Raw genomic sequence first — 23,948 nt, forward strand, 5'->3', positions numbered from 1 at the left:
ATTTATCTCTCAGGCATGTCTTTCTTTTAGTCATCACTTTGAGTCATGCCATCATCCCAGTCATTATCCTCAACAACCATACCTATTCAACATGCTGTCCCGGCGATGCCGGGGCAGCATGTGTCATTTTAAGGGTGTTAATAATGGCTCTCATTCTCAAGTGTGCGCTTAACCAAAACCATTCAGGAAGGTGATTTATTATGCAAGCAACCTCGAAATCAATGCCCAAATCCATAGCGCGTCAAGGAGGGGCGCAGCAGCCCCGCACTCCGGGGCCGCGCCGCTTCGATCCGCTGGCGATGCTCAGCAACTCCGAAATGCAGGCCGCTCTTGGGAGCGGGCTGATTATGCTGGTAGCCTGGGCTACCAGCGGCTGGTCGGAGGTTTTATCCGTCATTCTCTACGTGATCTCTTATACACTAGGCGGCTGGATGAAGGCGAAGGAAGGCGTGGAGACGCTGGTCAAGGAGCGTGACCTGGATGTTAATCTGCTGATGATTGCCGCAGCGCTGGGTGCCGCCTCTATCGGGTACTGGAATGAAGGGGCGATGCTGATCTTCATCTTTGCCCTGAGCGGAGCGCTGGAGAGCTACACGATGGAGCGCAGCAAAAAGGACATCTCCGCTTTGCTGGCCCTCAAGCCTGCTACCGCCGTGCGCATTGAACAGGGAGCGATGAGTGAGGTTACCATTGATCAGCTCATGCTGGGCGATCTGCTGCTGATCCGTCCGGGTGAACTGGTTCCTGCTGACGGCAAGGTGTGCCGGGGGGAATCATCTGTGAATCAGGCCTCCATCACGGGAGAATCGCTTCCTGTAGACAAAACTGTTGGCAGTGAAGTATTCGCCGGTACCGTTAATGGAGAAGGCCCCCTCTATATAGAAGTAACGAAGACTGCCGAGAATACGCTGTTCGCCAAAATCATCCGCATGGTAGAAGAGGCAGAGAACGAAGTGCCGGATTCACAGCGTTTCATTAAACGGCTTGAATCCGTGTATGCCCGTGTAGTGGTAGCTGCAACAGTTCTGCTGATCACCTTGCCGCCGTTTGTGCTGGACTGGAGCTGGAGCGATACGTTCTACAAGGCTATGGTCTTCCTGGTCGTGGCGTCCCCGTGTGCGCTGGTATCCTCAATCATGCCCGCCATGCTGTCGGCTATCTCCAAGAGCGCCCGCAAAGGCATCCTGTTCAAAGGCGGGGTTCATCTGGAGAATATGGCGCGGACCTCGGTTGTTGCTTTTGACAAAACGGGTACTCTGACGGAAGGCATTCCGCAGGTCACGGACTTCATCGCCGGAGAAGGGTATGTGCGGGAAGAACTGCTGGCCGTGAGTGCCTCCATCGAGAAGCTGTCGGGGCATCCGCTGGCAGAGGCCATTGTCGCGCTGGCGGAAACGGAGCAGATCGGACTGCGGGATATTGAAGAGAGCCAGTCGGTTACCGGCTGGGGAATTGAAGGCGTCATCGACGGCCAGCTGTGGAGGATCGGCAAGTCCAATCTGCTGGATGAAGCGGAAGGGTCGGCTGCCGGGGCGGCCACGGACCATTGGAAGGCTCTGCGCAGCAGTCTGGAACAGGAAGGGAAAACGGTATCGCTGATCCTTGCCGGAGAGACCATCGCCGGAATGATTGCCCTGCAGGACACCGTACGCCCCCAGGCGGCGGCTGCCGTGCGCAAGCTGCATGATCTGGGGATCAAGGTAGCGATGCTGACCGGAGACCGCGAGGCTACAGCCCGGGTAATTGCGGGACAGAGCGGCGTTGACCTCGTGTTCGCGGGACTTTTGCCGGAAGATAAGGTATCGCATGTCAAGGCGCTTCGGGAGCAATACGGCCATGTGGTCATGGTAGGCGACGGGGTGAATGATGCCCCTGCGCTCGCTACCGCAACGGTTGGCATGGGCATGGGGATGAAGGGCAGCGGGGCTGCCCTGGAGATTGCCGATGTGGTGCTGATGAATGACAATATTGAAGAGATTGCCGGAACGATTGCCCTGGCGCGCCGGACACAGCGGATTGTGAAGCAGAATATGATTTTTGCCGTAACGGTCATTGCCGCCTTGATGATCAGCAACTTTGTGCAGGGGATTGCGCTGCCGTTCGGGGTGGTCGGGCATGAGGGAAGCACGATTCTCGTCATCCTTAACGGATTGCGTCTGCTGCGTTAGAAGCCGGTACAATGGAGGGAGCAGCAGAATATGTGCGCCCGTTTATTTTAAATTGCTTAAAATTGAATTGTTCACAAAAAGGAGCGTTTACAACGGGTCTGACATATTGACAACTCCCCTTGAGGTGATCATAATAAATACTAGATTATAATTATTTTAAATAAGGAATGGCGTCTTTTCCGTCCATCTCAAGGGGGATATCATCATGTACAAATCAATTATTGTCGGTACTGGACCGGCCGGATTGACAGCTGCTATATATTTGGCCCGTGCGAACCTGAACCCGCTCGTTATCGAAGGTCCGCAGCCAGGCGGACAGCTTACCACTACAACTGAGATCGAGAACTTCCCGGGATTCCCGGAAGGCATTCTGGGTCCCGATCTGATGGATAATATGCGCAAGCAGGCAGAGCGTTTCGGTGCACAGTTCGTGACCGGCTGGGTGAACAGCGTGGAGCTGGGCGACCGTCCGTTCAAGCTGAACGTGGAAGGCATGGGCACGCTGATTACGGATACGCTGATTATCTCCACGGGTGCTACAGCCAAGTATCTCGGGATTCCCGGGGAGCAGGATAACATCGGACGCGGGGTCAGCACTTGTGCTACCTGTGACGGATTTTTCTTCCGCGGCAAAGAGATCGTGGTGGTCGGCGGCGGCGATTCCGCGCTTGAAGAAGCGGGCTTCCTGACACGTTTTGCTTCCAAGGTAACCCTGGTTCACCGCCGTGAAGAGCTGCGGGCCTCGAAGATTATGCAGGACCGTGTCCGCGATAACGCCAAAGTGACCTGGGGACTGAACCGTACCCCTGTTGAAGTGATTGCCGGAGATAAGGGCGTAACCGGGCTGAAGGTTGTCAACAACGAGACTGGCGAAGAAGAGTTCATTGAAGCCAGCGGGGTATTCGTGGCGGTCGGCCATCATCCGAATACGGCATTCCTGGGCGGACAGATCACTACGGATGCGAACGGCTATATCGTATCGAATCCCGGAACCTCCGAGACGAACATTCCCGGCGTATTCGCCTGCGGCGATGTGCAGGATACCCGTTACAGACAGGCCATCACGGCTGCTGGCAGCGGCTGTATGGCGGCTATGGATGCCGAGAAATATATCGAGAGCCTGGAGCACAGCGCAGTAATTATGTAAGTCTGGCATTTGGAGAAGCAAGGATTCCGGTGCTACAATAGATCTCAGAGTCTAATACTTAGATACGAGGAGGAAATCATACTATGGAGAATGTAATTGTATACACATCGACGAATTGCCCGCATTGCCGTCAGGTGAAAAGCTTCCTGAGCGATAAAGGGGTAGCGTACGAAGAACGCAACATCGAGCAGAACGAAGAGTACGCCCAGCAGGTGTGGGATATGGGCATGAGAGCCGTACCGATTACGGTGATCGGGGATATGAAGATCGTAGGCATGAACAAGACCAAGTTCGACAAGGCTCTGGCTGCAACGGAATAATAGCCGGCAATCCTGAAATATATAGAGCCGCTTCCCGGTGGGAGGCGGCTCTTTGCGTGCGGCGGCGGAAAAACAACATTTAAATCTGCCCATGGGCCTGGCCTGCTTCAGCGAATATGAACAATCTTAAATACTGCTTCTCCACTTGCTTACGTCATTGCTGTCTCCTAGCAGGTCTCAGGTAAGTGACATGAACATCTGAAAGACAGCATAGACGGCAATGCCGCTGGCGATAAGGAGGAATCCCGATTTCTTCCGCGACTGGAACAGGCGCAGGACACCGAGGCTGACGAGCGGAGCAATGATGAGCAGCAGCAGCAGCACTGCGATGAACATCTTCGCCGAAATATCAGACGTATCAACATAAGTCATGGATTCTCTCTCCATTTCAGAAAAAAGGGTATGGTGACAAATGTCACACAAGTATCCTTATTATATAGGATAGCTACTCCTTTTAGAGCAGGAAATGCAGAAAAAAATGCGGCGATTTTAAGAAATATATGAATTTATGCCGTAGACCAAAAGTGATCCTCCACCTTCACGCAAAAACAAGCCGCGTCATATAAAGTATGCCGCAGCCGTTCCGCTTGTAGTGTGCTCTATAGGGTCACGCGGATGTTGCCCAGAAAATGCATCACCGCTGAAAAACCCGCTCCAATCATGGTTCCCCGGCTTCCCAGCCTGGAGAAGGTGATTTCGAGCTGCTGCTTGTGGTAGGGGAGGGTACGCTCAGCTACTACCCGGCGCAGCGGCTCGCCGAGCCACGGCTCTGCCTCCGATAAAGCGCCGCCGATAACGATCAGCTCGGGGTTGAAGCTGTTGATCAGATTGGTAACTCCGATCCCCAGATACTCGCCAATGGAGTTGAAATGGCTTAGCGTATCGGGCTGCCCCTCAAGTGCATACTTGACCAGCCCGGTCGTTGTGCGCGACGGGAGGGAGAGACCTGGATTATCATAGGTTTTCTCAGAGGCATACAGCTCCCAGCAGCCCCGGCTGCCGCAGCTGCAGGGCTTGCCTTCCGCTTCAATCGTCATATGTCCGGTCTCGCCCGCATAGCCGCGCGCGCCCTTATACAACTCTCCGCCGATAATAATCCCCGACCCGATCCCCGACCCTGCGCTGATATAGAGCAGATGCCGCACATCGCGGGCCGCTCCGAAGTTCAGCTCACCCTGGGCGCCTGCATTGGCCTCATTATCAATGGTGACCGGCACCGCGAAGGCGCTTTCCAGAATCGAACGCAGGTCTACCATCTCCCAGCCCAGGTTGGGCGCGAACAGGACAACGCCTTGCTCATCGACCATTCCCGGGACGCCGACACCAATGCCGACTAGTCCGTAATGAGAAGGCGGGGCCGTAGCGATCAGCTCCGAGATCATCTGCTGCATCTGCCCGAGCACATAAGGGAAGTCGTGGTTCTCCAGCACACTGTCCCGTTCATGAAGAATGCCGCCCCCCAGATCGCAGAGTACGGCCTTAAGCTGTTTCACGCGCAGCTCGATCCCGATCACACTTCCCGCCATCTCATTAAAATGCAGCATCAGCGGCTTGCGCCCGCCGCTGGATTCTCCGGGTCCAGCCTCGGTAACCAGCTGCTGCCCGCATAGCTCGGCTACCAGATTGGAGACGGTGGCTTTATTAAGGCCAGTCACCTCGGATACCTTGGCCCGTGAGATGGGGGAATGCATACGGATGGTATGTAAAATAATCGATTTGTTTATTTTTTTGACCAGCGCCTGATCACCGGTAACTTTCAAGCAGCACACTTCCTTTTACAATATAAGAATTTATAGGTTTCACACCATAAGTTTTGTCCGGTCTGCTGATCGGCGGCATGTAACAATGAGGAAAGCCGTTGTTTCAGGATAGAACGGGGGCTTTGCACGTGCAGGAAGAGGGTAGCTGTGAAGCTAGGCTCCGCTGCGCGGGTATGCCCCCTAGTCTAGAATGAAGAGCGCAAAAATGCAACTGAATCCGTTGAATCCGGACGAACCCGCCGCAACATATTTTTGTATAACCCGAACTTCTGGAGGTGAAATTAAGCTCCGGGATCTCTGTGAAACAGCGGGAAAAATAAAAATAAAAAAACTTTGTTTAACCAATATACAAAGTCAGAGGGATGTGTTAAGATGTTGCTGTAAACGCTTGCGGATAAAGCAAATATTGAGGAGGATTTTACAAATGGCTTATTTTGAAACAGTGAGCAAGATCTCTTACGAGGGAAGCCGTTCCACCAACCCTTATGCATTCAAATTCTACAATCCTACAGAAATCGTAGCCGGCAAAACAATGGAAGAGCACCTGAAATTTGCAATGGCTTACTGGCATACATTAACAGCTGGCGGTTCCGATCCGTTCGGCGCTGAAACTGCAGTCCGCGCTTGGGACAAACTGAGCACATTGGACAAGGCTAAAGCCCGTGCGGAAGCTGCATTCGAATTCATGGAGAAGATGGACCTGCAGTACTACTGCTTCCATGATGTGGACATCGCTCCTGAAGGCGCGTCCCTGCGTGAATTCTACAGCAACATCGATACCATCGTAGATATCCTTGAACAAGGCATGAAGGCTTCCGGCAAAAAACTGCTGTGGAACACTGCCAACATGTTCACCAACCCGCGCTACATGCACGGTGCAGGCTCCACCTGCAACGCTGACGTATTCGCACATGCTGCTGCACAAGTGAAGAAAGGTCTGGAAGTGGGTAAACGTCTGGGCGCTGATAACTATGTGTTCTGGGGCGGCCGTGAAGGTTACGAGACTCTGCTCAACACCAACATGCAGCTGGAGCAGGACAACATTGCCCGTCTGTTCACTATGGCTGTTGATTATGCGAAGGAAATCGGCTTCGACGGCCAGTTCCTGATCGAGCCTAAGCCGAAAGAGCCTACCAAGCACCAATATGACTTCGATGCAGCAACCTGCATCGCATTCCTGCAGAAGTATAACCTGGATAAGCACTTCAAGCTGAACCTTGAAGCGAACCATGCTACACTGGCTGGCCACACCTTCGAGCACGAGCTGCATGTAGCCCGTATCAACGGCATGCTGGGATCACTCGATGCGAACCAGGGCGATCCATTGCTCGGCTGGGATACAGATGAATTCCCTGCAAGCATCTACGATGCTACACTGACTCTGTATGAAGTACTGAAGAACGATGGTCTGGGCAAAGGCGGAATCAACTTTGACTCCAAGGTACGCCGTCCTTCCTTCGAGCCTGAGGATCTGTTCCTGGCACACATCTCCGGTATGGACGTATACGCTAAGGGCCTGAAGGTAGCTGCTAAGCTGCTGGAAGACGGCGTATTCGAGAACTTCATTGCTGATCGTTACAGCAGCTTCAACGAAGGCGTTGGCGCTGACATCGTATCCGGCAAAGCGACACTGGCTTCGCTGGCTGACTACGCGCTGAACAACGAGAGCCCGCGTCCGAACAAATCCGGACGTCAGGAACTGCTGAGAGCTACACTTAACCAGTACATCCTGACTGCTGAGTAAGACGCTGCCGGATTTGCGGGATTGCCCGCAGATTCATTAGAGAATACACGCAACGGGGGTTGCTGAAGAGAGCATTCTTCGGCAGCCCCCTTTTTTAATACTGGAATACTTGAGTGGCGGAATGGTTCTGATACTCTACAAGTACTTCATCAGATTTAAAATAGTGGATCAGACGCAATGCCCCTTCCAATTACATCTTTTCCAAGCGGGTGTTGTTCTTCAGGGGACGTTTGGCTTAGCGTAACGGACTGAGGTGCTCTTATCCGGGAAGAAAGTCGTCACTTGAGCGATTAACGGACTCCACAGGCCTTATCCTTTGCACTTCAGCTAAGAAACGTCTCATAGAGAGACTATGAGGTCGCCTGAGTCCGTTACGCTGCCAAAAGTGGCGTTTTCGCGGGGATAAGATCTCTCCGGTCCGTTAGATTTTGGGTGGATAGGGTTTAATAAGCTTATCCATCCTTTTAATCTGATACTCTACCAGGACCGTGTGAGTGTATTTTGTGCAGCAGAATGATCTGATTTGGCTGGAAAATAGCATTCTGCTGTATTTGGTACAACAGATATTTGAGCGTACCCTACAAAACAGCCTTTTCAACAAGTTCTAGTGTACAAAGTGCAATAGCCTGCGATTTTCGGCCGATTTAACGAGAATCTATTGCAGAAAATACAATCGTAGCCGCATCTTAGGCGTACCTCTCGCTTACTTTCGCCTTACCTTTTAGTGGAAGGTGCTTTTGAACGGCTGCAGAGAAGTTTCATAAGAAGTAATGCTACATATAACTTTTAGGAGGATAACTATGAAATATGTAATTGGTGTCGATCTTGGAACCAGCGCGGTAAAAACTGTACTGGTAGATCCTCAGGGCAAAGTGGCTTTTGAGCACTCTGAAGCGTATCCGCTCAGCAGACCCCAGCCGAACTGGAGTGAGCAGAATCCGGAGGATTGGGTGAAGGGAACCATCGCCAGTCTGAAGCGTCTGATGGAAGTATCCGGCGCTAAGCCTGAACAGATCGACGGTATCAGCTTCTCCGGCCAGATGCACGGGCTTGTGCTCGTTGACGGTGAAGGCAAGGCGCTGCGTCCCGCCATTCTATGGAATGATACACGTACGACTGCGGAATGCCGTAAGATTGAGAAGAAGCTTGGCAGCAAGCTGATCGATATCGCCAGAAACCGCGCGCTCGAAGGCTTCACGCTTCCGAAGATTCTGTGGGTCCAGGAGCATGAGCCGGAGGTGCTCGCGAAGGCTGAATTATTCCTCCTGCCGAAGGATTATGTGCGTTATCACCTGACAGGTGACTATGCCATGGACTACTCCGATGCAGCCGGAACCCTGCTGCTCGACGTTGGCGCGAAGCAGTGGAGTGCGGAGATTGCCGGAGCGTTCGATCTGCCGGTCTCCCTCTGCCCGAGACTCGTGGAATCCTTCGAGCAGACCGGAACCCTGCTTCCGGCAGTTGCCGAAGCCTCCGGCCTGCTGCCTACCACCAAGGTGTTCGCCGGCGGGGCAGACAATGCCTGCGGCGCACTGGGAGCCGGCATTCTGGGCGAAGGCCGGACGATGTGCAGCATCGGGACCTCCGGTGTGGTATTGTCCTATGAGAGCAACAAGGATCTTAACCTCGAAGGCAAAGTGCATTTCTTCAACCACAGTGAGAAGGATGCCTTCTACATTATGGGCGTGACCCTGGCGGCAGGACACAGCCTGACCTGGTTCAAGGAGACCTTTGCGCAAGACAAGAGCTTCGACGAATTGCTGCAGGGAGTGAACGAAATCCCGGCTGGCAGCAGCGGTCTCTTGTTCACCCCTTACATCAGCGGGGAACGTACACCGCACCCGGATGCGAGCATCCGCGGCAGCTTCATCGGTATGGATTCCGGACATACGCTGTCCCACTTTACCCGGGCTGTGCTGGAAGGCATCACCTTCTCGCTGCGCGAATCCATCGAGATTGTGCGTGAATCCGGCAAAGAGATTACCGAGGTTGTGGCGATCGGCGGCGGGGCGAAGAATGAAGCCTGGCTGCAGATGCAGGCCGATATCTTCGGCGCTACGATCATCAAGCTGGAGAGCGAGCAGGGTCCGGCTATGGGCGCAGCTATGCTGGCAGCCTATGGTGCAGGCTGGTTCGAATCTCTTGGTGCATGTGCGGAAGCCTTCATCCGTCCGGCAGAGACCTATACCCCTAATGCAGAGCAGGCGGCGCTATATGACGGAATCTTCGCTTTGTATCAGGATGTATACGGCCAGACCCGCGAGCTGAATGAGAAGCTGGCTTCTTACCGGAAATAGAATATCCGCACGGAATGACTGCCATCCTGTACAGGGTGGCAGCTTATTTTCTTTTAAAATATAAGAATTTATATGTTTCACACGATAATTTATCCTTCTATTTCTCGCTGAAACGGTACCGTCCTTTAAAAGGACGGCAATGCCGTTTCCACTTATATAGGTTATGGTATAAGCTTGCTGTAAAGTTTGTAATAAGCTCTGTGAAGGGAGGCCCCAATTGATCAAAGTACTGATTGTGGATGATGAGCCCAAGCTGAGGGAAGGGATGCGCACCTTGATTCCCTGGGAGGAAGAGGGGTATACCGTGGTGGCGACAGCGGCTAACGGTTATGAAGCGCTGGACAAATTCCGTGAGTTGAAACCTGGACTTGTGATGGCGGATATCCGTATGCCGGGAATGACCGGGCTGGAATTGATCGCTGAGCTGCGCAAGGAGAATCCAGGCTGCCATGTGCTGATTCTGAGCGGCTATGCCGATTTTGAATATGCGAAGCAGGCCATCTCCTATCATATTGACGGATATTTGCTTAAGCCGGTGGATGAGGAGGAGCTGATCAGCTATCTGCAGGAGCTGCGGGAGAAGATCAGCCAGGAAGAACGGATCAACGAATGGCAGGCGCTGGAGCCGGCAAGAACCACCGAGGTGCTGGTGCGGGAGCTGCTGCAGTCGAAGGAAGCCGGAGAGGCGGCGGCTGAGCTGGGTCTTAAGGACAGCAGCTGCGAAGTGGTGCTGCTGGAATTGAAAGGGCTTAACAAGGGCGAGGATGCCCGCGAAGATGCAGTGAAGCGGCTGATGGAGCGGCATTGGCAGGAGGCGGAGGGCTTCTTCTTCTTCACCCTTCCCCCGTATATGGGAATTCTGCTGAAGGAGCCGCTCCGGGATGAACGCGCCCGGGCGGCCCTCTGGCAGGAGCTGCATCACCTGATCTCGAAGGAGGGGCTGGAGTTCGTGGCCGCAGCGGGCGGAGCAGCTGCCCGGCCGGAGGAGGCCGGAGAGTCCTTCGGGGCCGCACGCGCCCGGCTGGACGATGCCTTCTTCGGGCAGAAGAATACCCTCCTCTGCGAAATGCCGGACCTGTGGGAGGAGCCTGCACAAGGCGCGGTGGAACTGGAGGAGGAGCCGGACCCCGAGCGTGATATTGAGGTGCAGCTGTTACTGGCAGTGGAGGCTGGAAGCAGCGAGGTGGCCAGGGAGCTTACGCTGCAGATTATACGCCAGCTTGTGCATACCCAGCGGGATGAGACCTATATCAAGGATCAGCTGCTGCGGATTGTCAGCAGTACAATTGCCCGGCTGGAGGCGGCGAGTCCCGAGCTGCGCCCGCTGATTGCCGGACAAGCTTCGCCGATGGGCGAGGTCTACAGCAGCAGGTACCTGCATGATGCAGAGCGGCTGGTGTCGGGCTACATGGAGCAGCTCTCCCGGCTGACGGGCAGCGGAGGCGGACGCGGCGATGAGATTAAGCGGATCACCGATTTGATCCAGCGGCGGTATAAGGAGAATTTGAAGCTGGGCACCCTTGCGGAGATTTTTAACTACAATAGTGCCTATTTGGGTAAAATGTTCAAGAACCAGGTGGGCGAGCACTTCAATACGTATCTGGATAAGGTGCGGATCGAGAAGGCCAAGCAGCTGCTGACCCAGGGCATGAAGGTCTATGAGGTGGCCGAGCAGGTTGGATACATGAACTCCGATTACTTCAACGCCAAATTCCGCAAATATGTCGGCGTCTCCCCAAGCGCCTACCGCAAGGAGAACTAGACTTATCTAAGAAGCGCTAAAGCACTTAACGAAAAGCAAAAAGAAGCGGAGGGGAAATTTGGAACTGTAGGCCGGCAAGCTTGCAGAAAATCAGGTATGAGGCTTATGATATACAGGCTGTTCCCCTTCTTACAGAAGACCGGGAGCAGCCTGTTTGTATAGAGAGGGGAGATTGATATCAAGAAGCTGGTGCGGATGGTCAATAATATGAAGCTGAAATACAAGCTGATCTTCTTTTATATCATAGTGGTGATGATTCCCGTGCTGATTGCAGGGATTATTCTGACAAATTATTTTCGGGAAGGAGCCTTGAACAGAGCGATTGATCAGGCCACCAACAACGTGGAAAAGATCAAAAGCCAGTTGTACAGCAAGCTGCGTGTCCCTACAGATATTTCGAATCTGCTCTATTTCGATGAGGATCTGGAGCGGCTGGTTAATACGCATTATCCGAGTATCCTGGAGCTGACCAAGGCTTACCTGAATTATACCGACCTCAAGGAATACGTGCTGCGGTACCGGGAAATCTCCAATATCCGCTTCTTCATCGATAATCCCACTCTGGTGGACGATATGTCCATCGCGCCGGTAACGCCGGAGATCCGCACGAGAAACTGGTATACACAGGCTATGCAGAACAATCAGATCTACTGGATGTATATCCACGACAAGGACCCTTATATCAACAGCCCCAAAGGAACCATCAACAAGCTGAGCCTGGTCCGCCAGGTGCCCTACCCAGAATACAGCAAGTCAGGAATTCTGATGGTGCAGGTGAATCAGAATGAGCTGAACCAGATGCTGCACCAGGAGCCGTTCGAGACCATTATTATCGATGAGCAGGGCTATATTGTATCCGCTAAAAATCCGCAGCTGGTGGGCAGCACGGTGGATGCTTTTGACATAGGGATTGATGTGCAGGCGCAGTCCAAGGGCGTGTTCACGACCCAGGTGAAGGCCAAGGATTCTTACGTCATCATCGATGAGATGATCCCTGAGCTGAGTGTCAGCAAGTTAAAAATCATTTCCGTATTCGAGACCAAAAGCATTCTGAGCGATGCCAACAAGGTGAGTCAGCTGGGCCTGTTTATCGTAATCGGGGTGCTGCTGGTTGCGCTTGTATTGGTCTACACGATCTCGCTGCTGACGAGCAACCGGCTGCTGCGGCTGAGCCGCCAGCTCAATCAAGTGGCCCTCGGGAACCTGAATGTCGTCTCCCGCATTGACGGAACAGACGAGATCGGCCAGCTGTCGCGCCAGTTCAACTACATGGTAGCCAGCATCAACCAGCTGATTAACCAGGTGATAGAGAGCAATGAGAAGAACAGCACGCTGGAGATTGCGCAGCGCGAGATTAAGCTGAAGATGATGGCGAGCCAGATTCATCCGCATTTTCTGTTCAACGCGCTGGAGTCGATCCGTATGAACGCCCATCTGCGGGGAGAGAAGGAGATCGCTAATATTGTCCGGCTGCTGGGCAAGCTGATGCGCAAGAATCTGGAAGTCGGACGGGAGAGAGCGCCGATCAAGGAAGAGATTGAGATGATCCGCTCCTATCTGGAGATTCAGAAGTTCCGGTACGAGGACAGGCTGGAATATGAGATTACCTTGGATCCCGCCACCGCTGAGGTGATGATTCCGCCGTTGATTATCCAGCCGCTGGTGGAGAATTCGGTCGTTCACGGTCTGGAGAATAAGGAGGGCACGGTGCATGTCAGCATCGCCATTACCCTCACGGAGAAACAGGAGATTGAGGTGATTGTAATGGATGACGGGATCGGGATGAAGGAAGGACGGCTGTCCGAGATTATGGAGGTCATCACCAAGGTGGAGGAAGAGGAGCAGGGCCGGATCGGGCTGCGCAATGTGCAGCAGAGACTGACTCTGTATTACGGAGCGGAGCACGGGCTGAACATCTCAAGCCGGGAAGGAGAGGGGACCCGGATTACATTTTCAATCCCGAAGGGACAGTGATTTGAAGGCTTAAGGGGATACAGGCGGGGAGAATGTCTAATTTCTATAGGTTTTTACGTGAAATCTGTTGGGTATTCTCGCCCCCGGCGCTGGGATAAGATAAAGCTATCAAAGCGAAGGGGGAATATTGATCGTGAAAGCGCTCACTGAAAGCGGTGTTACAACAAATGAAAGCGTAACCCCCCGCCCACCTGCGAAACGGAATAGTGGATTTTGGAAAAGCGTACTCCAGCAAAAGTACTTATACCTGATGTCCCTTCCATTCGTAATCTGGGTATTTATATTCAGCTATGTGCCCATATGGGGATGGCTAATGGCCTTTCAGAATTATAAGCCGGTCAGATCGTTCAGCGAGCAGAAATGGGTCGGACTGGACAACTTCAAGGAGCTGTTCCAGGATGAACGCTTCTACCTCGTATTAAGAAATACACTGGCGATGAGTATGCTGGGGCTGATCTTCGGCTTCGTGGTTCCGATTCTGTTTGCGGTCCTGCTCAACGAGTTGCGCGGAAGCGTCTTCAAAAGAACGGTCCAGACGATATCTTACCTGCCACACTTTGTATCCTGGGTGGTTGTAGGCGGAATTGTCTACAAGACGCTTGCGATTGACGGGGGGATCGTGAATGATTTGCTGCTCTGGATGAATGTGATTGATGAGCCGATCCAGTTCATGGCCAAAGGGAAATACTTCTGGGGAGTCTTAACGGCTGCTGACATCTGGAAGGAAACGGGCTGGAACGCGATCATCTATCTGGCAGCGATTACAGGCATTGATAAAGAACTGTATGAAGCGGCTAAAGTGGATGGAGCAGGACGGGTCAAGCAGATGTTCAATATTACATTGCCGGGGATTCGTACGACGATTACAGTACTCCTGATCATGTCGATTGGTCATCTGGTCGGAATCGGCTTTGAGAAGCAGTTCCAATTGCAGAACAATCTCGTTACCGATTATTCGGAAGTGCTGGATTTGTATGCGCTTAAATACGGGATACAGATTGGACGGTTCTCCTATGGTACAGCGATAAGTATGTTCACCTCGGTAGTCAGTGTCATTCTGCTGTTTACGGCTAACGGAGTGATGAAGAAATTAACGAAAGAAAGCATTATGTAAGGAGGGGATCAAATGGGCGGCAAAGCTTTTCAAATGTCTAAAGGTGAACGCGTATTCGACGTGTTTCTCTACATCACTCTGGGATTAGTCATGATTGTGACCTTATATCCCTTTCTGAACGTGCTGGCAATTTCCTTCAATGAATCTACAGATACGGTCCGGGGCGGCATCTATATCTTCCCGCGGGTCTGGACTCTGGAGAATTACCAGCGGATCTTCAGCTATACCGGTCTGATTCAAGGTTTCAAAATATCGATTCTGCGTACCGTTTCAGGTACACTGCTGGGTCTGGTGAGTTCCTCTATGCTGGCGTTTACGCTCAGCCGTCCGGAATTCAGAGCGAGAAGGTTCATCTCGGTTTTTCTGGCCCTGACCATGTATTTCTCGGGCGGTATGGTGCCGATGTATATTCTGATGAAGGATTTGCATCTGATCGGGACGTTCTGGATCTACATTTTGCCGGGTGCGGTTGCCGCATTTAATGTGTTCATTATCCGCTCCTTTATGGACGGACTGCCCTTTGCCCTGCAGGAATCGGCTAAGCTGGACGGGGCGAATGACTTTATGATTTTCTACAAAATCATCCTTCCGCTCTGCAAGCCGGTACTCGCAACTGTCGCGCTGTTCCTGGCTGTAGGACAATGGAATGAGTGGTTCACCACCTATCTCTACAACGGCAACAAGCCGCATCTGACTACGCTGCAGTACGAGCTGATGAAGGTCCTGTCTTCGACCAATCAGGGCAGCGGCATGGCAAATGCGAATGATATGGCCAGACAGATGGCGCAGATTTCACCGGAGTCGATCAAGATGGCGATTACCATTGTCGTAACCGTGCCGATTCTCGTGGTCTATCCGTTCCTGCAAAAATATTTTGTCGGCGGGATGACGCTGGGTGCAGTTAAGGCATAAACCTTCACCCAGAGCAACAGTGGAGAAGCTGCCGGGTTCAGTGCAGAGCCTGGCAGCTAACCCGCTTAGGGCAAAGTGTTAATTAGTGGTAATTTATATTTATGGTAGTTTTGCAAGCGTTCACAATGGTATATTCAGGTCTCACCTGATATGCATAGAGGCAACATACTAAGATACAAGGGGGATACACAATGAACCGCAAGAGTACCAAAACGATCTTCACACTCCTGCTGATGAGCTCGATGCTGATCGCCGGTTGTGGAGGGAACGGCAATAATGCAGCCAACAATACGACGCCTAACAACTCAGGAACTACACCTGATGCTACTGCCGCAGCAGATGATACGGCTCTAGATACCTCACCGGCTACATTCACCTTCTTTGGAGCGGATGCCAGCCCGAACTGGAACAAGATGCAGGATGATGTCGGTAAAGCCATTACAGAAAAGACAGGCGTCACCCTTGAAGCTGAATTCGATGTAGGCAGCGGCGGCGGCGACCAGAAGATTGCGATGATGGCGGCGAGCGGCGACGTTCCTGATATTATTTTCGCTAAAGGAAGTCTGAGTACCCTGGTGGATGCGGGCCTAATCATTGATATGACGGACCTGATTGACAAATATGGCCCCAACCTCAAGAAAGTCTACGGCGAGAACATGAACCGTCTGAAGTACAGCCTGGACGATCAGAGTATTTATCAGATTCCTACGAATATGGGTGTCGGCCAGAAGTCCTTCGATGCCACAGGCGGATTTGAAATTCAGCATCGTGTGCTCAAAGAGCTCGGCTATCCAAAGGTGCGGACTGTAGCTGATTTTGAAAAGGTGCTGAAGGATTATGTCGCTCTGCATCCTGAAACCGATGGGCAGCCTACCATTCCGCTGACGCTGAACGCTGATGACTGGAAGATTATGATCACCGTGACGAACCCGGCCTTCACTACAACCGGCGCACCGGATGATGGTGAATACTATGTGGACCCTGAGACCTTCGAAGCGAAGCTTCACTACAAACGCGCCGAAGAAAAGGAATATTTCCGCTGGCTGAACGGCATGTACAATCAAGGACTGCTTGATAAGGATACCTTCGTACAAAAGGATGACCAATACAAAGCGAAAGTGGCCAGCGGCCGTGTACTCGGTCTGATCTCCCAGGAATGGGAATACTCTGATGGTGAGAATGCCCTGAAGGCTGCCGGCAAAGACGAGTATACCTATGGACACTTCCCTGTAACCCTGACCGAAGAGTATAAGGATCATTCCTTCATGCAGACCGGTATCGACGGTTACGGTATCGCAATTACTACAGCGGCCAAAGATCCTGAGCGGATCATCAAATGGCTGGACTGGATGTCCTCCGATGAAGGCCAGATCCTGAGAACCTGGGGGATTAAAGACAAGCACTATACTGTGGATGCGAACGGCAAACGTGAGGTTCTGCCTGAAATCCGTGACGGCTTAGCCAATGATACAGCGAACACCCAAAAAACAACCGGGATCGGCCAGTACCTGATCTTCGGTGCACGGTATGGTGACGGGGTGAAGGATTCAACAGACAACTACTACACTACAAGCTTCCCTGAACAGATCGTTGCTTCCTATTCAGAAGCTGAGAAGGAATCCCTTGCCGGATATAAGGCGACTACCTGGAAGGACCTGTTCCCGAAAGAGGATGAATTCCCTGTAAAAGAAACAGGCGCCCTGTACAACCTGCCGGTTCCGACAGACGGTAAATATCAGGTCATCTTCAAAAAGACCCAGGATATCGTACGTAAGCGTATCCCGGAAGCGATTCTGTCCAAACCGGCTGATTTCGATAAAGTCTATGACGCCTTCCTGGCTGAGCTGGACAAAGCCGGCGCTCAGGATATGGAAAAAGAATTTACTGAGCTGGTGAAGAAGAGAGTATCCCTGTGGACAGGAAAAAATCTGTAATCCTTAATGAAATGTAGCATGATTTAGAGTAGAGCAGGAGGCAGAAAGGCCCGACTTAGGTCAGGGCCTTTTGCTGTATTCAGAACTCTTAGCAGGAAGGATGAGGAGAATATGGAAACTGAACAAAGGAACTCCGCGTGGAAGCTTAGATACAGCCAGCCCGCAGCCGTCTGGGAAGAGGCGCTGCCGCTCGGGAACGGGCATATGGGGGCGATGGTATTCGGTGGTACGGGGAGAGAGCTGATCCGGCTGAATGAAGATACCCTATGGTCCGGGTTCCCCCGGGATACCAATAATTACGAAGCGCTCAGGTATTTGAAAAGAACCCGGGAGCTAATCGCTGCAGGCCACTATGGCGAGGCCGAGGATATGGTGAATGCCCATATGCTGGGGGTCAACGCCCAGGCCTACCTGCCGCTCGGGGACCTGATTCTTACGCAGCCGGGCGCAGAGAATTACCGGAGCTATGAAAGAGAGCTTGATCTGGATAGCGGAGTTGCCAAAGTGACCTATCAGACGGAGCAGGGCAACTTCACCCGTGAGGTGTTCATCAGCACACCGGACCAGGTTGGTGTTGTGCATCTGACAAGCGGTCAGCCGGGAGGAATTCACCTGGAGCTTGCGCTGGACAGCCAATTACAGCATAGCGTTAGTCCAGCGGAGGGGAACGGGCTGGTAATGCAGGGGCGCTGCCCCTCGCATATTGCTGACAATTACCACCAGGATCATCCGCTTGCGGTGCTCTATGAGGAGGGGCTTGGAGTTGCGTTCGAGCTGCACCTGCATGTACAGGTCACCGGGGGAAGTATCGGGCATTCCGCAGGCAAGCTGGTAATCCGTGGCGCGGAGCGTGTGCTGCTGCTGCTGGCTGCCGGAACGGACTATGAGGAGGTGCGGTCAAGAGCAAGTCATAGAGCCGCAGCGCCAGCTCAGTATTCCACAGCTATGCTAAGCCCGGCGGAGCTATGCGCCAGCAGATTAAGCGCTGCGGCGGGTATGACTTATGAGGAGCTGCGTAGAAGGCATACCGGGGATCATCAGGCGATCTTCCGCCGGATGGATCTGGATCTCGGCGGTCACGAGGCGGAGGAGCGGCCAACCGATGAACGTCTAGCAGCCTATCAGGAGGGGGCAGAAGACCCGGCACTGGAGGCCCTATTGTTCCAATATGGCCGCTATCTGCTGATGGGCAGCTCACGGGCCGGAACACAGGCAGCGAATCTGCAGGGGATCTGGAATCCCCATGTTCAGCCGCCATGGAACAGCAATTACACAACCAATATCAATACACAGATGAACTACTGGCTGGCGGAGGTCTGTAATCTCAGCGAATGCCATGAACCGCTCCTTGAGCTGATTAAGGAGCTTAGTGAGACCGGAGCCAGAACGGCTGCCATCCATTATGGAGCGCGCGGCTGGGCAGCCCATCATAATGTGGATCTGTGGAAGGCTTCCACACCGTCTGGCGGAGATGCCAGTTGGGCCTTCTGGCCCATGGGCGGCGTGTGGCTATGCCGTCACCTGTGGGAGCATTACGAATTCAACCCCAATTTGGAGTATTTGGGCGAGACCGCTTATCCGCTAATGAAAGGAGCAGCCCTCTTCTGCCTGGATTGGCTGGTGGAAGGACCGGAGGGCCGGCTGGTTACCAGCCCGTCTACTTCGCCGGAGAACCGGTTCATCGCGGAGGACGGCAGAGCTTGCAGTATATCTGTGGGCTCGGCCATGGATATGAGCCTCATCGCTGAGCTGATGCAGCACTGCCTGGAGGCTGCACGTATTCTTGACGTAGACGCTGAGTTTCAGGAGGAGCTGGAGCAGACACTCGTACGTCTGTCTCCGCTGAAGATCAGCGAGAGCGGACGGGTGCTGGAATGGCTCTATGACTTCGCCGAAGCTGAGCCGGGGCACCGCCATGTCTCCCACCTGTACAGCCTGTATCCGGGCAACCGGATTAACAGGCGGGACACGCCGGAGCTGCTGGAAGCCAGCCGTTTAACGCTGGAGCAGCGGGTTGCTTCCGGCGGGGGACATACCGGCTGGAGCTGTGCTTGGCTGATCAATCTCTATGCCCGGCTCGCAGACGGCGATGCGGCTTACGGCTATGTGCGCACGCTGCTAACCCGTTCCGTCTACACCAACCTGTTCGATGCGCATCCGCCGTTTCAGATTGACGGTAATTTCGGTGCGGCCGCCGGGATCGCAGAGATGCTGCTGCAGAGTCATCTGGGGGAGCTTACGCTGCTTCCCGCGCTGCCGGAAGCCTGGAAGAACGGCCGTATCAGCGGCCTGAAGGCACGCGGGGGGTATGAAGTGGACATCGAATGGCAGGCTGGGGTTCTGGTATCCGCGCGGATTACAGCCCGGTTCGATGGAACGTTGCGCCTTGGCTACGCGCAAGAGCTGAAACTGAAGCTTGCAGACGGTAGCCGCCAGGCGCTGAACGGTGCGCTTCAGGTTACGGCTGGCGGGGTGTACTTTGTGGGGGTGTGAGGGGGCGTATATTCCTGTGTTCACCTCTACACTTTGGTTTACTGCTCGCAGCGGGGAGAGATTTGCTTATTATGCACGGAAAGGTCAGAGCCGATATAATGGATAGTAAGGCACGAACGCCTGCATTCTTCAGGTTGAAGTTGTAATTAGGGGTTTATTGGCATTAACTATAGAGTATACGGCTATGGCCGATAATATAGATTGCAGGAGGCGCACGGATCATATGGGGAAGAGATATAGATCGCTGATGAAGACGGCGGTTGGACTTATGCTTGTGTGTGCAGCTATTCCGCCTGCGATGTACTGGGGATACGAGCATGCGTATGCTGCAGCGGATTCGGCGGTGGTGCAGACCACACAAGGAATGACGCAGAAGCTGGCCGGAGCAATGAGTAACCGCAGAGAGACGATCACCTTCACTTATCAGGGCAAGACCGCCAAGCTGAAAAGTGAGATCCAGACGGCCATTAATCAGGCGATGGGGAGCGACCCGTACCTGTATTATATTATTGACAGCTATGCTTTCTCTTACCGTGGAAGCACGCGGGCTGTTCATGTGACGGTTCAGGTGGAATACCGGGAGACGCTGCAGCAGACGGCATATGTTAACAAACAGGTGAAGGCTATTCTGCAGCAGATCATAACACCGGGGATGAACAATCACCAGAAGGTAAAAGCGATCCATGACTGGGTCGTGCTGAATTTGGAATACGATCACTCGCACCGCAAATACACCGCTTATGAGGGACTTCAGACCGGGAGTGCGGTCTGCCAAGGCTATACGCTGCTAACCTATAAGCTGCTGCTGGGGGCGGGAATTCCGAACAGGATTGTGGAAGGGACGGCCAGGGCCGCAGACGGTGTGACTCAGTCGCATGCCTGGAATCTGGTGCTTTTGAATGGGGCATGGTATCATCTCGACACCACCTGGGATGACCCGGACCCGAGTCCGGAGGGTGGAATCAGTACGCTCTATTATATGAGGACCGATGCCCAGATGCGCCTTGACCACACTTGGACCAAGTCCTATCCGGCGGCCTCCACCAGTTATGCCCAGACCTTGACTAAGCTGGTTAATCAAGGGGGCCAGGGGGTGGAGGCATACAAGACGCTGCAGAAGGACCTGAATTACTGGCTGTACGAGGAGAATCAGGTGATTTCGTCGGCGGAACAGCTCAAGAAGCTTGCGAAGCAGGCGGCAGAGGCCGGACAGCAATCGCTGCTGTTCCGCTATCGCGGAAGCGACAAGCTGCTGAGACAGGATCTGCAGGTGCTCTACGGTCTGGGACTGAACAACTTGGCCTTCAACAGCTCGCCGTTCGAGAATACAGGAGATCTTAAGGTATATGTGACCTGGAAATAAAAAGTGTCAGCTAACCGGCGAACCCGTCAGGTGGAGTTTCAAGCAGTGGTTTCCAGGAATTGAATGGTCTGAAGCTTGTTTGTTGAAGGGTTGAAGCGGACCATCACGACTACGCCGAATTCCCGGCCCGTTTTGCTGCGGACCAGCAGCTTGAACTTCTCTTCGGTAAGCTTTGGCTTGATCTGGGTCCGGCCGATGTGCTTGTAATCGATGATTTCGGCGTTATATTTCTGCTGCGTCTCCTTCACGGCGATGGTTCCCCACCGGGCATAGTCAGGCGCAGCGGAGCTCCGGCTAACAGGGGCGGCGGTGACAAGCAGGAGCATCAGCAAGGCTATCATCCAGTTTTTTTTCATTTTCATAGCGGCCTCCTTGGGTTGTGAATACTGGTAGCGTGTCCCTTCGAAGGCGCTTCTATGCCTGGCTTGCTTCTTACAGGATTCAGGTTTTTCCGAACCCGTCCTCACACGTTATGTTCATGTCCAGAATATTGTACAGAGATTGCTTGGAAGCCTCCATTTTTTTCTGCGTGTTTTCAATCTCTGCTATTTTGTGATGTATAATGCGTGCTTGCTCATCCTTGGACATTCCATGCTTGGCAATCATGTCTTTAATATCCTGAATTGAAAATCCAACCGCTATACAATTCTTTACCACTTCGATATATTGAACGGTTTCCGGGACATAATTCCGGTAATTATTCTCTTCTCTGAGGATATACTCCTCCGTAATGATGCCCATTTTCTCATAATAACGCAGGGTTGAAATAGGAAGGCCCACCTGTGTTGCGACTTCACTGATCTGCATGCCATCACCTCATGGTTTGTTCTTGCTATGAGCTGCCAAGGAAGGCTATCCATCTTACTGTCTGCCGGTCGATACGATCACAACCTGGGCGTAAGCAACAGTTGCAGGAATTCCCACGAATAGAAGCAAACTTAAGCTAGTAAAGCGTCAGATTTAAAAGGATGTAAGGTTGTTAAACCCTATCCACCCAAAATCTAACGGACCGGAGAGATCTTATCCCCGCAAAAACGCCACTTTTTGTAGCGTAACGGACTCAGGCGACCTTATAGTCTCTCTATGAGACGTATCGGAGCTGAAGTGCAAAGGATAAGGCCTGTGGAGTCCGTTACTCGCCCAATTGGCGAATTTCTTCCCAAATAAAAGCACCTCAGGCCGTTACGAGAATTATTTGAAGGGGAATTGCGTCTGATCCACTATTTTAAATCTGATAAGGTACTGTCTATATTTAAAAGACCGGTTTTGGCCCGTTGCTGCGGGATCAAAACCGGTCTTTTGCTGAAAGATAAGTTGCAATAATGAATCAGTCTGTGTGGGTGCTCAGATCACACTTATCCAGCGGGATAAGGCTGCTTTTGCGGAACCAGCCATAGCCCAGCCAGATCAGCAGGAACAGCGGCACGCTGACGTAGGAGACCAGAATGCCGTACCAGTCGATCTTCGCACCGGTGAAGGCACCCATGTTCTGGCCGAATACGGCGACCATACACAGAGCGAAGGCAAACAGCGGACCGAACGGGAACCATCTTGCCCGGTAAGGCAGCTCCTCCAGGGAATGGCCCTGCTTCACAAAGGCCCGGCGGAACCGGTAATGGCAGACGGCAATTCCGAGCCAGTTGATGAAGCCGCACATCCCGGAAGCGTTAAGCAGCCAATTGTACACTGCGCCGTCTCCGAAGAAGGAGGCGAGGAAGGCGAGCATGCCGACAGCGGTTGTCACGAGCAGTGCGCCTACAGGAACGCCTCTGCGGTTCAGCTTGCCGAGCACGCGCGGTGCCATTCCATCCTTGGCCATGGCGTACAGGACACGGGTGGAGGCGTACATCCCGGAGTTCCCGGCAGACAGCACGGAGCTGAGGATAACGGCATTCATTACCGAGGCGGCAATCGCCAGCCCTGCTTTGTTGAAGACGATGGTGAACGGGCTGACGCCGATATCATCAATGCCGCCGCGGAGCAGATCGGGATTCGTATAAGGAATCAGCATACCGATGACGGCAATCGCGAAAATATAGAAGATCAGGATGCGCCAGAACACCTGGCGGATCGCGATCGGCACGTTGCGGCGCGGATTCTCGCTCTCCCCTGCGGCGACACCGACCAGCTCTGTTCCCTGGAAGGAGAAACCGGCGGCCATGAAGACCCCGACGAAGGCGAAGAAGCCGCCATGGAAGGAACTGCCTCCTAGCTGGAAGTTGCTGAAGCCCACCGCCTTGCCGCCCAGAATCCCGAAGATCATCAGGACGCCGACCGTCAGGAAGACGACCACCGTAATAATCTTGATAATGGCGAACCAGTATTCTGACTCACCGTACCCCCGCGCAGACAGGAAGTTCAGGCCGAACATGAGCGCCAGGAAGAGCAGACTCCACAGGAACGAAGGACTGTCCGGGAACCAGTACTTAATGATAACGGTAGCTGCTGAGAGTTCGGCTGCAATGGTCACTGCCCAGTTGTACCAGAAGTTCCAGCCGATAGCGAAGCCGAAGGCGGGGCTGACGAACCGTGTACCATAAGTGCTGAAGGAACCGGAATCGGGCAGATAGGTGGCCAGCTCCCCAAGGCTGGTCATCAGAAAATAGACCATAATACCGACGGCCGTGTAGGCGAGCAGTGCTCCGCCCGGACCGGAGGAGGCTATGGCCCCGCCGCTGGCGAGGAACAGTCCGGTTCCGATCGAGCCGCCGAGGGCGATCATGGTCAGATGTCTTGCTTTGAAGGATTTGCGCAGGCCTGGCGTATTGGCGTTACCTGCCTGTACTGCCGGCCGTTTAGGCTGCTGTTCTTGCATGAATAGGACACTCCCTTTAGATTGATGGTTCTGTTCACAGGGGAGTGCCGCTGCCTGCATGTGCCGGTGTCTTCTTCCCGGCATGCTGCACGCAAAAAAACCGCAGACGGACGCTGCGGTTTCCTGATTATTGGCTCCGCATCAT

17 protein-coding genes are annotated in these 23,948 nt (G+C 53.2%); 12 read left to right on the top strand and 5 right to left on the bottom strand.

The features are described from left to right. The first annotated feature begins 221 nt into the window (after positions 1-221). The 3 genes from NST04_RS08335 (at position 222) to NST04_RS08345 (ending at position 3,635) form a co-directional block, all read left to right on the top strand. The gene (locus NST04_RS08335) at positions 222-2,168 is read left to right on the top strand and encodes a heavy metal translocating P-type ATPase (protein ID WP_445667877.1); all 1,947 of its coding nucleotides are present in this window, start codon (positions 222-224) and stop codon (positions 2,166-2,168) included. A gap of 205 nt (positions 2,169-2,373) precedes the next feature. Next, positions 2,374-3,315 carry a thioredoxin-disulfide reductase gene (trxB, locus tag NST04_RS08340; RefSeq protein WP_340957931.1) on the top strand — a complete coding sequence of 314 codons (942 nt, stop codon included), beginning with the start codon at positions 2,374-2,376 and terminating at the stop codon, positions 3,313-3,315. An 83-nt stretch (positions 3,316-3,398) separates the two neighbouring features. Further along, complete coding sequence (locus NST04_RS08345) at positions 3,399-3,635, top strand: glutaredoxin family protein (RefSeq protein ID WP_036694922.1); 237 nt, start codon at positions 3,399-3,401, stop codon at positions 3,633-3,635. A gap of 177 nt (positions 3,636-3,812) precedes the next feature. Here NST04_RS08345 and NST04_RS08350 read toward each other — a convergent pair whose 3' ends face one another. Both NST04_RS08350 and NST04_RS08355 read right to left on the bottom strand, forming a co-directional pair. After that, a complete protein-coding gene (locus tag NST04_RS08350) occupies positions 3,813-4,007 on the bottom strand; it encodes a hypothetical protein (RefSeq protein ID WP_036694925.1) in 195 nt (64 codons plus the stop codon). A 227-nt stretch (positions 4,008-4,234) separates the two neighbouring features. After that, a complete protein-coding gene (locus tag NST04_RS08355) occupies positions 4,235-5,395 on the bottom strand; it encodes an ROK family transcriptional regulator (protein WP_341183876.1) in 1,161 nt (386 codons plus the stop codon). A 424-nt stretch (positions 5,396-5,819) separates the two neighbouring features. On the opposite strand from NST04_RS08355, the gene xylA reads away from it, so the two are divergent. The 9 genes from xylA to NST04_RS08400 all read left to right on the top strand — a co-directional run bounded on the left by xylA (position 5,820) and on the right by NST04_RS08400 (position 20,988). Further along, positions 5,820-7,139: a xylose isomerase gene (xylA, locus tag NST04_RS08360; RefSeq protein WP_341183877.1), complete on the top strand. Its 1,320-nt coding sequence runs from the start codon at positions 5,820-5,822 to the stop codon at positions 7,137-7,139. A gap of 800 nt (positions 7,140-7,939) precedes the next feature. Then, positions 7,940-9,436: a xylulokinase gene (gene xylB, locus NST04_RS08365; RefSeq protein ID WP_341183878.1), complete on the top strand. Its 1,497-nt coding sequence runs from the start codon at positions 7,940-7,942 to the stop codon at positions 9,434-9,436. Positions 9,437-9,653: 217 nt separating this feature from the next. Further along, positions 9,654-11,198: a response regulator transcription factor gene (locus tag NST04_RS08370; protein ID WP_341183879.1), complete on the top strand. Its 1,545-nt coding sequence runs from the start codon at positions 9,654-9,656 to the stop codon at positions 11,196-11,198. A gap of 195 nt (positions 11,199-11,393) precedes the next feature. Then, positions 11,394-13,172: a sensor histidine kinase gene (locus NST04_RS08375; RefSeq protein WP_341183880.1), complete on the top strand. Its 1,779-nt coding sequence runs from the start codon at positions 11,394-11,396 to the stop codon at positions 13,170-13,172. Between the two features lie 127 nt (positions 13,173-13,299). After that, the gene (locus NST04_RS08380) at positions 13,300-14,286 is read left to right on the top strand and encodes an ABC transporter permease (protein ID WP_445667878.1); all 987 of its coding nucleotides are present in this window, start codon (positions 13,300-13,302) and stop codon (positions 14,284-14,286) included. A 12-nt stretch (positions 14,287-14,298) separates the two neighbouring features. Beyond that, positions 14,299-15,198: a carbohydrate ABC transporter permease gene (locus NST04_RS08385; protein WP_341183882.1), complete on the top strand. Its 900-nt coding sequence runs from the start codon at positions 14,299-14,301 to the stop codon at positions 15,196-15,198. A gap of 191 nt (positions 15,199-15,389) precedes the next feature. Next, positions 15,390-17,132 (top strand): ABC transporter substrate-binding protein, encoded by a 1,743-nt coding sequence (locus tag NST04_RS08390; RefSeq protein ID WP_341183883.1) that lies wholly within the window; start codon positions 15,390-15,392, stop codon positions 17,130-17,132. A gap of 111 nt (positions 17,133-17,243) precedes the next feature. Further along, positions 17,244-19,625: a glycoside hydrolase family 95 protein gene (locus NST04_RS08395; protein ID WP_341183884.1), complete on the top strand. Its 2,382-nt coding sequence runs from the start codon at positions 17,244-17,246 to the stop codon at positions 19,623-19,625. A 223-nt stretch (positions 19,626-19,848) separates the two neighbouring features. Beyond that, positions 19,849-20,988: a transglutaminase domain-containing protein gene (locus tag NST04_RS08400; RefSeq protein ID WP_341183885.1), complete on the top strand. Its 1,140-nt coding sequence runs from the start codon at positions 19,849-19,851 to the stop codon at positions 20,986-20,988. Between the two features lie 38 nt (positions 20,989-21,026). Here NST04_RS08400 and NST04_RS08405 read toward each other — a convergent pair whose 3' ends face one another. From NST04_RS08405 to NST04_RS08415, 3 genes are all read right to left on the bottom strand, one after another. After that, on the bottom strand, positions 21,027-21,350 hold the full coding sequence (locus NST04_RS08405) for a DUF3889 domain-containing protein (RefSeq protein WP_341183886.1): 324 nt from the start codon (positions 21,348-21,350) through the stop codon (positions 21,027-21,029). Positions 21,351-21,429: 79 nt separating this feature from the next. After that, positions 21,430-21,795 (bottom strand): MerR family transcriptional regulator, encoded by a 366-nt coding sequence (locus NST04_RS08410; RefSeq protein ID WP_341183887.1) that lies wholly within the window; start codon positions 21,793-21,795, stop codon positions 21,430-21,432. 520 nt (positions 21,796-22,315) lie between these two features. Further along, positions 22,316-23,803 carry an amino acid permease gene (locus NST04_RS08415; RefSeq protein WP_341183888.1) on the bottom strand — a complete coding sequence of 496 codons (1,488 nt, stop codon included), beginning with the start codon at positions 23,801-23,803 and terminating at the stop codon, positions 22,316-22,318. Between the last annotated feature and the right edge of the window lie 145 nt (positions 23,804-23,948).

The organism is Paenibacillus sp. FSL H7-0756, from assembly GCF_038006765.1.
In the GTDB taxonomy this organism is placed as follows: domain Bacteria; phylum Bacillota; class Bacilli; order Paenibacillales; family Paenibacillaceae; genus Paenibacillus_AQ.